General features: G+C 66.8%; 8 protein-coding genes. 1 reads left to right on the forward strand and 7 read right to left on the reverse strand.

The window, feature by feature from the left end:
- Nucleotides 1-3: 3 nt before the first annotated feature.
- The 4 genes from LGM89_RS24720 to LGM89_RS24735 form a co-directional block, all read right to left on the reverse strand.
- On the reverse strand, nucleotides 4-1,536 hold the full coding sequence (locus LGM89_RS24720; RefSeq protein WP_226274224.1) for an efflux transporter outer membrane subunit: 1,533 nt from the start codon (nucleotides 1,534-1,536) through the stop codon (nucleotides 4-6).
- Nucleotides 1,537-1,538: 2 nt separating this feature from the next.
- The gene (locus LGM89_RS24725) at nucleotides 1,539-4,730 is read right to left on the reverse strand and encodes an efflux RND transporter permease subunit (protein WP_226274225.1); all 3,192 of its coding nucleotides are present in this window, start codon (nucleotides 4,728-4,730) and stop codon (nucleotides 1,539-1,541) included.
- A 15-nt stretch (nucleotides 4,731-4,745) separates the two neighbouring features.
- Entirely contained in the window at nucleotides 4,746-6,002 is a 1,257-nt protein-coding gene (locus tag LGM89_RS24730; protein WP_226274226.1) for an efflux RND transporter periplasmic adaptor subunit, read from the reverse strand.
- 229 nt (nucleotides 6,003-6,231) lie between these two features.
- A complete protein-coding gene (locus tag LGM89_RS24735) occupies nucleotides 6,232-7,116 on the reverse strand; it encodes a LysR family transcriptional regulator (protein ID WP_226274228.1) in 885 nt (294 codons plus the stop codon).
- A 597-nt stretch (nucleotides 7,117-7,713) separates the two neighbouring features.
- Here LGM89_RS24735 and LGM89_RS24740 point away from each other — a divergent pair.
- Nucleotides 7,714-8,694, forward strand: coding sequence for an AraC family transcriptional regulator (locus LGM89_RS24740; protein ID WP_226274229.1), 981 nt, complete (start codon nucleotides 7,714-7,716; stop codon nucleotides 8,692-8,694).
- Between the two features lie 80 nt (nucleotides 8,695-8,774).
- Here LGM89_RS24740 and LGM89_RS24745 read toward each other — a convergent pair whose 3' ends face one another.
- The 3 genes from LGM89_RS24745 to LGM89_RS24755 all read right to left on the reverse strand — a co-directional run bounded on the left by LGM89_RS24745 (nucleotide 8,775) and on the right by LGM89_RS24755 (nucleotide 12,553).
- Nucleotides 8,775-9,746, reverse strand: a complete 972-nt coding sequence (locus LGM89_RS24745) for a sulfonate ABC transporter substrate-binding protein (protein WP_226274230.1) — start codon at nucleotides 9,744-9,746, stop codon at nucleotides 8,775-8,777.
- 267 nt (nucleotides 9,747-10,013) lie between these two features.
- Nucleotides 10,014-10,955 (reverse strand): LysR family transcriptional regulator, encoded by a 942-nt coding sequence (locus tag LGM89_RS24750; RefSeq protein ID WP_089430038.1) that lies wholly within the window; start codon nucleotides 10,953-10,955, stop codon nucleotides 10,014-10,016.
- 299 nt (nucleotides 10,956-11,254) lie between these two features.
- Nucleotides 11,255-12,553, reverse strand: a complete 1,299-nt coding sequence (locus LGM89_RS24755; RefSeq protein WP_226274231.1) for an adenylosuccinate synthase — start codon at nucleotides 12,551-12,553, stop codon at nucleotides 11,255-11,257.
- Nucleotides 12,554-12,593 lie beyond the last annotated feature (40 nt).

Below are 12,593 nucleotides of genomic sequence, written 5' to 3' on the forward strand. Positions count from 1 at the left end.
TGCTTACCCGTTCGTCGCCGTTGCCGACGCAGGCGCCGGAGCGGCCGCCTTGTCGTAGTCGACCGGTGCATCCGGCGCGCGCGGCGTTTCGCCGGCCCGCTCGATCCACCCGCCGCCCAGCGAACGGTACAGGTTGACCAGGTTGGTCCAGCGTGCCAGACGCGCATTGATCAGCGACTGCTGCGCCGAATACAGGTCCGTCTGCGCGGTCAGCACCGACAGGTAGCTGTCGACACCGTTCTTGTAACGCAGGTCCGACAGGTCGAAGCGTCGCTGCTGCGCATGCTCGTTGCGCTCCAGCGCCGCGATCTGCTGGTCGTACGTGCCGCGTGCGGCCAACCCGTCCGCCACGTCGCGGAACGCCGACTGGATCGCCTTCTCGTAGTTCGCGATCTCGATGCGCTTCTGCACGTGCGCAAGATCGAGGTTCGCGATGTTCGAGCCGCCTTCGAAGATCGGCAACGCAATGCTCGGCGCGAACGACCATGCCGCCGTGCCGGCCTTGAACAGGCCGCCGAGCGTCGGGCTCGCGGTGCCGAACGCGGCCGTCAGCGAGATCTTCGGGAAGAACGCCGCGCGTGCCGCACCGATGTTCGCGTTCGCCGCCAGCAGCGACTGCTCGGCCTGCATCACGTCGGGGCGACGCGTCAGCAGGTCGGACGGCAGGCCGGCCGGCACGTCCGTCAGCAGGTTCTGCGCGTCGAGCGGCATGCCCGCCGGCAAATCGTCCGGCAGCGGCTCGCCGATCAGCAGCACCAGCGCGTTCAACGCCTGCGCGCGTGCCCGTGCTTGCGCCTGCTGGTTCGACAGCGCCTGCTCGACCACCGTCTGCGCCTGACGCAGCTCGAGCTCGGAGCCCGTGCCGTTGTCGAACTGCAGCTTCGTCAGGTTGTACGAGTCCTGCGCCGTCTTCAGCGTGTTCTCCGTGACCTTCAGCAGATCGTCGGTCGACAGCAGCGTCAGGTATTGATCCGCCACCTGCGACACCAGCGAGATCTCCGACGCCTGCCGCGCATACGCGGTCGACAGGTACTGCGCGAGCGCCTGGTCCTTCAGGCTCTGCACGCGGCCGAACAGGTCGAGTTCCCACGACGCCGACAGCCCGACGTTGTAGGTCGTCGTGATGTTCCGGCCCGGCGCCACCGACAGCGCATTCGGCAGGCGCTGACGATTACCGGTACCCGTCGCATCGATCGTCGGGAACAGGCCCGCGCGCGTGATCTGGTACTGCGCGCGCGCCGCCGCGATGTTCAGCACCGATACGCGCAGGTCGCGGTTGTTCTTCAGCGCGATCTCGATCAGCCGCTGCAGGCGCGGATCGACGAAGAACTCGCGCCAGCCGATGGCGGTCGCAGCTTGCCCGTTCGCGCTGCGCGCGCCGGCCGCACCCGGCTGCGTCGCGTAGACGCCGCCGGCCGGGTACGCCTGCGCGACGGGTGCATCGGGCCGCTTGTAATGCGGCGCCATCGTGCAGCCCGTGGCGAAGAGCGCGACCGCCAGGGCGGCCGCGGTCGTAGTCAAAGCGTGTTTTTGCATCGTTACTGCCCCTTCGAATCGTGTGCGTCGTCCTGACCGCGCTGCAGGTCGCCCTGCACGAGACGCCATGCGTCGTCGACGTTTTCCGTCTCGCCGCTGAAGATCGCGCGAACCCGCACGAAGAACATCGGGATCATGAAGATCGCGAGGAACGTCGCCGTGATCATCCCGCCGATCACGCCCGTACCGATTGCGTGCTGGCTCGCCGAGCCTGCGCCGTTGCTGATCGCGAGCGGCAGCACGCCGAGCATGAACGCGAGCGACGTCATCAGGATCGGACGCAGCCGCAGGCGCGCCGCCTCGATCGCCGCGCGCACCGGCCCCATGTTTCCGCCGGCCTGCAACTCGCGCGCGAACTCGACGATCAGGATCGCGTTCTTCGCGGACAGGCCCACGGTCGTCAGCAGGCCGACCTGGAAGAACACGTCGTTCTCGAGACCGCGCAGCATCGTCGCGAGCAGCGCGCCGACCACGCCGAGCGGCACCACCATGATCACCGAGAACGGGATCGACCAGCTTTCATACAGCGCCGCGAGACACAGGAACACGACGAGGATCGAGATCGCGTACAGGATCGGCGCCTGCGAACCGGACTGGATTTCCTGGAACGACAGGCCGGTCCAGGAGTAGCCGATCCCTTCCGGCAGCTTGCTCGCGAGCGCTTCCATCGCCGCCATCGCCTGCCCGGTCGACTTGCCTTGCGCGGCCTGCCCCTGGATCTCGATCGACGACACGCCGTTGTAGCGTTCGAGCTTCGGCGAACCGTAGCTCCAGTGGCCGGTCGCGAACGCGCTGAACGGCACCATGCCGCCCGTGCTGTTGCGCACGTACCAGATGTTCATGTCTTCCGGCGTCATCCGGAACGGCGCGTCCGACTGCACGTACACCTTCTTGATCCGGCCATCCGTATCCAGGAAGTTGTTCACGTACTGCGACGCCCACGCGATCGAGAACGTCTGGTCGATCGCGGCAGCCGTCACGCCGAGCGCGTTCGCCTTCTCGCGGTCGATGTCGACCTTGTACTGCGGCGTATCGTTCAGGCCATTCGGGCGCACGAGTGCCAGCGCGGGATCCTTCGCGGCCATCCCGAGCAACTGCCCGCGCGCGGCCATCAGCGCTTCGTGGCCAAGACCGGCGTTGTCCGTCAGCTCGAAGTCGAAGCCGGCAGCGGTGCCGAGTTCTGGAATCGACGGCGGGTTGAACGGGATCACCATCGCGTCCTTGTACTGCGCGTAGTGCGCGAACGTCCGGCCGATCAGCGCCTGCACCTTCTGGTCCGAACGCTGGCGATGCTCGTACGGTTTCAGCTTCACGAACACGAGCCCGGCGTTCTGGCCGCGGCCTGCAAAGCTGAAGCCGTTGACCGTGAACACCGAGTCGACCACATCCTTCTCGGTGGTGGTCAGGTACGTGTTGATGTTGTCGAGCGTCTTGCCGGTCGTTTCCTGCGTGGAGCCCGACGGCGTCTGCACGATCATGAACATGTAGCCCTGGTCTTCATCCGGCAGGAACGACTTCGGCAGGCGCACGAACATCACGCCGACCGCGACGAACACGGCCAGGTAGATCACGAGCCAGCGGCCCGAGCGCCGGATCACGTGGTTCACGCCGCTCGTGTAGCGATCGCGACTGCGGTCGAACGTCCGGTTGAACCAGCCGAAGAAGCCCTTCTTCTCTTCGTGATGCCCTTGCGGGATCGGCTTGAGGATCGTCGCACACAGGGCCGGCGTCAGAATCAACGCGACGAGTACCGACAGCACCATCGCCGACACGATCGTCAGCGAGAACTGACGATAGATCGCGCCGACCGACCCGCCGGAGAATGCCACCGGCACGAACACCGCCGACAGCACGAGCGCCACGCCGACGAGTGCGCCGGTGATCTGGCCCATCGCCTTGCGGGTCGCCTCCTTCGGTGACAGGCCCTCCTCCGCCATCACCCGCTCGACGTTCTCCACCACCACGATCGCATCGTCCACCAGCAGGCCGATCGCGAGCACGAGGCCGAACATCGACAGCGTGTTGATCGAAAAGCCGGCGACGCCCATGATCGCGAACGTACCAAGCAGCACGACCGGCACCGCGATCGTCGGGATGATCGTCGCCCGCAGGTTCTGCAGGAACAGGTACATCACGAGGAACACCAGCACGATACCTTCGAGCAGCGTCTTGACCACTTCCTCGATCGACAGGCGCACGAACGGCGTCGTGTCGTACGGATAGTGGACGACGAGACCGTGCGGGAAGTACTTCGACAGTTCCTGGACCTTGGCCCGCAGCGCGGTGGCGGTCGCCAGCGCGTTCGCGCCGGTGGCGAGCTGGATGCCGAGGCCGGCCGTCGGCTGCCCCATGTACTTCGTGTCGAACGTGTAGTTCTCCGAACCCAGCGCCGCGCGGCCGACGTCCTTCAGGCGCACCTGCGAACCGTCCTGGTTGACCTTCAGCAGGATGTTGCCGAACTGCTCGGGCGTGCGCAGCAGCGTCGATTCGGTGATCGTCGCCTGCAGCATCGTGCCCGGCTTCGCCGGCGTGCCGCCGATCTGCCCGCCCGCGATCTGCACGTTCTGCTGCGTGATCGCGGCCGACACGTCGGTCGGCGTGAGGCTGTAGTTGGTCAGCTTGACCGGGTCGAGCCAGATGCGCATCGAGAACTGCGAACCGAGCAGCAGCGTCTGGCCGACGCCGTTCACGCGGCTGAGCGGATCGAGCACGTGCGACGCCACGTAGTTCGTCAGGTCCTCCTTCGACATGCTGCCGTCGTCGGAGTTGAACGCGAACCACATCAGCCAGTTGCTGCTCGACTTCGTGACCTGCATGCCGAGCTGCTGCACGACCTGCGGCAGGTTCGGCGTCGCGAGCGACAGCTTGTTCTGCACCTGCACCTGCGCGACGTCCGGATTCGTGCCCGGCGAGAAGGTCAGCGTGATCGTCGCGTTGCCCGAGTCATCGCTCGTCGACGACATATACAGGAAGTTGTCGAGACCGCTCATCTGCTGCTCGATCACCTGCGTCACCGTGTCTTCCACCGTTTTCGCGGAAGCGCCCGGATAGTTCGCCTGGATCTGGATCGTCGGCGGTGCGATCGTCGGATACTGCGCGATCGGCATCTTGAAGATCGATGCGACGCCGGCCAGCATCAGCACGATCGCGATCACCCACGCAAAGATCGGGCGATCGATAAAGAACTTGGCCATGAAACGGACTCCTTGTTATTGCGCGGCCGACGCGGCGGTCGAACGCGCGGCAGCATGGGCGGCAGTGCTCGCCGGCGCGGCGCCGGACGCATTCGCGGCGCTTGCCGGTGTGCCGGACGCTGTGTCCTGCGCCGGTGCGAGCTGCGCCGAGACGGTCTTCACGGTCGCACCCGGGCGCACCTTGTCGACGCCCTGCACGATCACGTGATCGCCCGCTTGCAGACCGCCTTCGACGATCCAGTTCGGGCCGTACGTGCCGGCCGTCGTCAACGGACGTGTCTCGACCTTGTTGGCCGCGTTCACGACCAGTGCGATCGCCTGGCCCTTCTGGTCATGCGTGACGCCGATCTGCGGCACCAGGAACGCGTTCTCGTTCACGCCTTCCTCGATCCGGGCGCGCACGAACATGCCCGGCAGCAGTACGCGGCCCGGGTTCGGGAAGATCGCGCGAATCGTCACCGAGCCGGTGGTCTGGTCGACCGTCACGTCCGAGAACTGCAGCTTGCCGGCTTCCGAATAGGTCTTGCCGTCTTCCAGGATCAGCGACACCTTCGCGGCGCCCGGGCCGCTCGTCTTCAGGCGGCCGCTCTGCACGTCCTGGCGCAGCTTCAGCCCGTCGAGGCTCGACTGCGTGAGGTCGACGTACACCGGATCGAGCTGCTGCACCGTCGACATCAGCGTCGCCTGGCTCGCCTGCACGTATGCGCCCGGCGTCACCTGCGAGATGCCGACTCGGCCTGAAACCGGCGAGACGACATCGGTATAGCCGAGGTTGATCTGCGCGGTATCGACCGCCGCCTTGCCGGCCGCGACGTCCGCCGCGGCCTGGCCCTGCGTGGCCACCGCGTTGTCGTAGTCCTGCTTGCTGACCGCGTTCGCGGCCACCAGCACCTTGTAGCGTGCGACCAGCGCGTTCTGCGTGACGAGGTTCGCCTGTGCCCGCGCGAGCGTCGCTTTCGCGCTGTTCAGCGCGGCGACGTATGGCGCCGGGTCGATCTTGTACAGACGCTGGCCGGCCTCGACGTCGGTGCCTTCGGTGAACTCGCGGCGCAGCACGATGCCGTCGACCCGCGCGCGCACCTGCGCGACCAGAAACGCGCTGGTGCGACCCGGCAGTTCGGTTACCGCCGGCACGGCCTGCGGCTGGACGGTGACGATGCCGACTTCCGGCGTTTGCGGCGGCGGTGCCGATTCTTTTTTTCCGCACGCGGCCAGGAAAACGGCAGCCGTTGCAGCAGTGATTAAGCGGTATGGAACCCGTTCGACGCGCATGGAGCGACCTCTCGCAAATAGACGACCTTCAATGGGAATCACCAGATCTCCTCGTGACCTGCACGCGCGGCCGGAATGCTGTCGCTTCCTGTTTGCCGCGGATACGGTCACGTATTTCGGGCGTGCGTTGCGCCCTGCGGAGCGTTCGTTCGTCGAACTGCTTCCGTGGAAAAAACCATGAGCCCGCTGCCCTGGCGGGCGGGCATAGCCGCGGCTATCAAGCTGGCCGCTAGCTCGCCGGCTGGAACGCGGCGCCGGCGAATTCGATGAATGCCCGTGCGGCAGCCGGCAGATGCGCGGTGCGCGCATGCGCGAGCTTCAGCGTGACGGGCGCGAGCGGGCGAATCGGCGCGACGCGCACCAGCGTGCCGGCCACCAGATCGGCGTCGACGAGATACGCGGGCAGCACCGCGGCGCCCATGCCGGCCACAGCCAGTCGCCGTGCCATCTCGAGATGGCCGACACCCAAACTGCCGCCGGGCGCCGTGTCGGGTCGAAACGCAACCGCATCGTCATCGCCGGTCGCCGGCAGATCGAGCCGCACGGCCGTGATGTCCGGCCAGTCGCCCGACGCAGCCGCGCCGCCATGCGCGTCGACATAAGTCGGCGCCGCGATGCGCACGGATTCATAGGCGGCCAGCATGTGCAGCGCATGCGCACCGGTCACCGGCATGCCGTCGGTCAGAAACGCGACATCGATGTCTTCGGATGTCAGGTCGACATGGGCATCGGTCAGCGTGACGGTCGGCCGCACGTCCGGAAACCGGTTGACGAAACGATCGAGCAACGCACTCAACTGGCTGAGCCCGAACGCGACCGGCGCGGCAATGCGCAACGCGCCTTCCGGCTTGCTGCCCATCGCGACGAAGCGACCGTCGATCTCGTCGATCGCACCGAGAATCCGCTCGACGCGCGCGAGGTACAGCTCGCCGATTTCGGTCAGCGACTGGTGGCAGGTGCTGCGTTGAAGCAGGCGTGCGCCAAGGCGCGTCTCGAGCGCATCGACCAGCCGGCTCGCCATCGCCGTCGACACGCGCAGCCGGGTCGCCGCCCGGCGAAAGCCGCCTTCCCTTGCCACCGTCACGAATGCCCGAATCGATTGAAGTTGGTCCATTTGTCCGGATTCCCCTGCGCGGTCGACTGCGTTGACGCGCACCTCCGTCGCCGCATCGCGACCGACATGCAACGGCCCGGCCAATGCGGCTGCACCGACGCCAGCCACGCCGGGTCGGTCGGCACGCTCGCGCCAGACGCGAGCCGGCATGCAACGGACGCAAGCCGGCCTCGGCTGGCCCGATGCATGACTATTCGAATAGCAGTCCTGAGTCTTTTCCAGTGGTTCGCTACGGCAATGCCGGTGGTATCCCCCCGGCCATGCGACGGTCATACCCGTATCGCCGGAGCGCACTGGATCACGTTTGTTTCAGCAGGTGCAATGGTATGAAAACGGCCGGAAAATGGCTTGCCCGATCCTGCGATTGTTTTGCCTTAATTTCCGAATTTGTGCGCTGCACACCGCGCAGTGACCCGCGATGCGGCCACCGGCCATGCAGATCCGGATGATCGGGCTAATTTCCCACAGGTTTAGGCAATCACATGCGCGCGACTCGCCGTACGATGTGACCGCCGTGCCGGCACCCCTGCCGGGACACCAACCCGGAATCGCAGCCGCACACCTTGCACTGACCACTCCGCCATCCGCTCACGCACCATGGAAATCGACGCCCGAACGCCGCCGCTACAGCGCCTCACGCACGATCACGACTCGGGGTCGCCGGCGCGGTCGCCCACGGCCCGGCTCGCTGCGCTGATCGCCGCGTACGCGCCACATGACGGCACGTTCGAGCTCCCGGTACGGGGCATGCGTATCGGGCGGGCGTCCGCGTCGCCACCGCCCTGGAACCATGGCGTGCACCACGCGTGCCTGAGCATCGTCGGGCAAGGCGCGAAATCGACGCGGGTCGGCGATGACACCTACGTGACCGACGAATCGCGGATGATGGTCGCGACAGCGGACCTGCCCGTCACCGGCCGCGTGATACGCGCGAACCCGGCCGAGCCGTTCCTTTACGTGCAACTCGATCTCGACCCGGACCGCATCGCGGCACTCACGCCGCGCGTGTTTCCGCACGGGCTGCCGAAAGCCGCCGACTACAGCGCGCTCGACACGCACGATACGCCGCCTGAAATCGTCGACGCCGTCGTGCGCCTGATGCGGCTGATCGCGCAACCGGACGACATCGACCTGCTCGCGCCGCTGATCGTCGACGAGATCCTCATCCGGCTGCTGCGTGGCCCGTCGGGTGCACGCGTCGCGCAGGTCGGCCAGGCCGATTCGACGACGCAGCGCATCTCGCGCGCCGTCGCCTGGATACGCGACCACTACCTCGACCCGATGACGGTCGAATCGCTCGCGCGGCAAGTGGACATGAGCCCGTCGACCTTCCATCACCACTTCCGTGCGGTCACGTCGATGAGCCCGTTGCAATGCCAGAAGGTATTGCGGCTGCAGGAGGCACGCCGCCTGATGTGCCTGTCGGCAATGGATGCGCGGCAGGCGTGCCGCAGTGTCGGCTATGTGAGCGCGTCGCAGTTCAGCCGCGAATACGCGCGCCTGTTCGGCGATGCGCCGGGCCGCGATGTGCTGAAGCTGCGCGACGAAGCGGTGCCGTTATCGCGCGTCGCGCCGTAGGCCGGCTGGACATCTGCCCGATTGCGGACGGTGTGGCATAGCCATTCCGCCGTTGAGCGGTTGCCTGGCCGGCTGGACAGTCAAGCGAGCGCGGGTGGCGCGGCCAGACTGACGTCGACGCGTTTCGGCAGGACGCCAGTCTGGTAGAACACATCGGCGATGCGCTGCTGATACGCGAGCGTGTCGCGCGTGACGGGCTCGACACCGAAGCGCGCGCGGCGAAATGCGAGCGCCACCGCCGGCTCCGGAATCCCCCACAGCTTCGAGAACTCGGCCGCACCCTGCGTGCGGTTCGCATCGAGCCATCGCTGGACCGTCGTCAATTCCGACACGGTTGCGTCCAGCACGTCGGCGTTACGCTGCGCATAGGTGCGCGACGCAAAGTAATAGCTGCGATTCTCGACGAGCCCGGTGCCGTCCGCGACGATGCGCGCGCCGAACGCCTGCTGGACCACCGCGAGAAACGGATCCCAGATGATCCATGCATCGACCGAGCGGTTCTCGAACGCGGCCCGCGCGTCGGACGGCGACAACCAGACTGGCGAAATGTCGGTGTAATTGAGCTTCGCCGACTGCAGCAGCCGAACCAGCAGGAAGTGCGTGTTCGATCCCTTCACCAGCGCGATGCGCTTGCCGCGCAGGTCCGCGAAGGTCTTCACCGGCGAATCCTTCGCGACCACCAATGCCTCGGCCGCGGGGCCGGCCGGCGTTTGCGCGTAATAGACGAGCGGAGCGCCGGCCGCGAGCGCGAAGATCGGCGGTGCCTCACCGACGTCGCCGAAGTCGATCGATCCCGCGTTCAGTGCCTCGAGCTGCGGCGGCCCCGACGGAAACTCGGTCCACGTGACGGTCACGCCGAGAGTCGCAAGCTTGCTCTGCAGCGTACCGCGTGCCTTCAACAGGCTGAGCGGTCCTTTCTGATAGCCGATGCGCAACGTACGCGCGCCGGCGGCGCTCGCCAGCGCAAAGCCCGGATGCGCGGCGGCACCCGCCGCGATCGCCAGGCCGGCATGCAGGAGCCGGCGGCGGGTTGTGGAGTGTTGGTCTGCCATGTCGTATCGGGTTCGATGAAGAGGATGCCGCTTCGCGCACGCATGCGATGAAGCCGGTCGAACCGATTCTAGGGGGTTGGCGCCACGCACCGAACCAACGATGTTCGATATCGAAAGCAAGCGCTTTCATAAGGGCACGCCGGTCATCCGGGCGTCATTGCCCGGGTCGGTCGTGGGGATGCGGCCGATATCCGCGTTAAATACAGGACTACGTATTATTGGCGCGATCGATGCCCAACGTCGTACTCACATGCGGAAGGTTCGACTTCAGGACTTGCAGGAAGCGGCCAGCGCAGCCTCGTCGGCCGCCAGCAACTCTGGCACGCATTCGCGCAGGAAATCGACGAACGTGCGGATCTTCGCGTCGAGATACTGACGCGACGCGTACAGCGTATAGACCGTCAGCTTCTGCAACCGGTAGTCGGGCAGCACGCGCACCAGCGCGCCGCTCGCGAGCCCGGGCAGGGCGGCCGACATCGGCAGCGAACCGATGCCGAGTCCGGCACGCAACGCGGCGCCGAGCGCATCGGCGATGTTCACCTGGAAATCCGGCAATGGCAGTTCGAACGTTTCGCGTCCGTTGGGGCCATCGAGATGCCAACGGTCGCGCGGAAAGAGCGGCGTGACGATCTGCAGGCACGCATGCCCGTCGAGGTCGCTCACCGTGTGCGGCGTGCCGCGCGCCTTCAGGTATGCGGGTGACGCGCACAGCACGCTGCCCACCTCGCCGAGCCGCTGCGACACGAGCCCGGAATCGGGCAACTCGGTCGTGCTCAACTGCAGCGAAACGTCGTAGCCTTCGTCGATGATGTCGGGCACATGCTGCGACAGCGTCAGTTCGACCGCAACCGACGGATAGCGCTCACGGTAGCGCACGACTGCGGGCACCACGTAGGACTGGCCGAAGCTCGTCGTCGCGTGAACGTGCAGCCGTCCCGACGGCTTTGCCTGTGCGTCGGCCGCCTCGGCTTCCGCTTCGTCGATATAACCGAGGATGCGCTGGCAGCGGTCGAGATAGCGCTGCCCGGCGTCGGTCAGCGCGATGCGGCGCGTGCTGCGGTTGAGCAGGCGCGTGCGCAGGTGCGTTTCGAGCTGCGCGACCGACCGCGATGCGTAAGCCGTCGTGATATCCAGGCGCTGGGCTGCGCTCGTGAAGCTGCCCTCTTCCGCCACCCGGACGAAAATGCGCATCATCTGTAACGTGTCCATCGACCTGTCCCCGGGATTGAGATCACGTCGCGCCACCGCGCGGCCATGGTGCCGGCAGCGCCGGCGCAGGCCGGTCTGGCGCGAATTGTGCGGAACAGTACAGCAGCAGTGCAGACGTGTCCAGTTCGCCGTATGCGACGTGATCCGGACGCCGAATCGTGTCGCCGAGCCGCCGTGCGCACGGTGTATGGACCGCGCGCATACGCGCCCCGTCGCACCGGCACACGACCGGCATCGGATCGGCAAAAACTACCCGGCAACCCCGATGCCGCCGCGCGATTCATGGCATGTACGACGTATCAGGCGCCGGCGGCCGGATCGAACGGATTACGCAACACGATCGTGTCGTCGCGCTCCGCGCCGGTCGTGATCATCGATACCGGTGCGCCGGCGACCGCTTCGACGCGCGCAATGAAATCCTGCGCGGCGCGCGGCAGCGCCGCACGTTCACGTACTCCCTTCACGGTGCCGCGCCAGCCGTCGAACCGCTCGTACACGGGTTTCGCGCGCGACTGTGCATCGAGACTCGCCGGCAGATGATCGACCCGCACGCCATCGAGTTCGTAACCGACGCACAGCTCGATCGACTCGAAACCGTCGAGCACGTCGAGCTTGGTGAGCGCCAGCGAATCGATGCCGGAGATCCTGACGGCCTGACGCAATTGCGCGGCATCGAGCCATCCGCAGCGGCGCGGTCGGCCGGTATTCACGCCGAACTCCTGCCCGCGCGCACGCAGCGTTTCGCCGGTCGCGTCGGACAGCTCGGTGAGGAACGGGCCCCCGCCGACCCGTGTCGCATACGCCTTCGTGACGCCCAGCACGTGGCCGAGCTTCGACGCACCGAGCCCCGTACCGGCCGCCGCCGCCGAGGCAACGGTGCCGGACGACGTCACGAACGGGTACGTGCCCCAGTCGATGTCCAGCATCACGGCTTGGGACCCTTCGAACAGGATGCGCTCGCCGCGGTCGGTCGCATCGTTGAGATCGGCCCAGACGGGGCGCACGAACGGCAGGATCCGCGGCGCAAGGTCGACCAGCGTCGCCAGCATCGCGTCGCGGGAGTATTCGTCGAGCCCCAGCCCGCGGAACCACGCGTTGTGATGGTCGACGAGCACATCCAGTTTGGCGGCGAGCTGGCCCGGTTCCGCGAGATCGCCGACCCGCAGCCCGCGACGCCCGACCTTGTCCTCGTAGGCCGGCCCGATCCCGCGCAGCGTGGTGCCGATCGGCTCGCGGCGCAGACGCTCCTGAGCCTGGTCGATCGCGCGGTGGATCGGCAGCACCAGCGTTGCGTTCTCGGCAATCGACAGGTTATCCGGCGTCACCGGCAGCCCGAGCTCGGCCATCCGCCCGATTTCCGCGAGCAGCGCTTCCGGATCGAGCGCCACGCCGTTGCCGATCACGCCGCGCTTGCCGCGCACGACACCGCTCGGCAGCAGTGCAAGCTTGTACGTCTTGCCGCCCACGACCAGCGTATGACCCGCGTTGTGGCCGCCGTTGTAGCGTGCAACGAGATCGGCCTGTGCCGCCAGCCAGTCCACGACGCGCCCCTTGCCTTCGTCGCCCCATTGGGCGCCCACGACCACCACGTTCGGCATGCTCCGTACTCCATGTGAGAAATTCAGACAATCGTTCGGC

The sequence above is a fragment of the Burkholderia sp. AU31624 genome (genome assembly GCF_020420065.1).
In the GTDB taxonomy this organism is placed as follows: domain Bacteria; phylum Pseudomonadota; class Gammaproteobacteria; order Burkholderiales; family Burkholderiaceae; genus Burkholderia.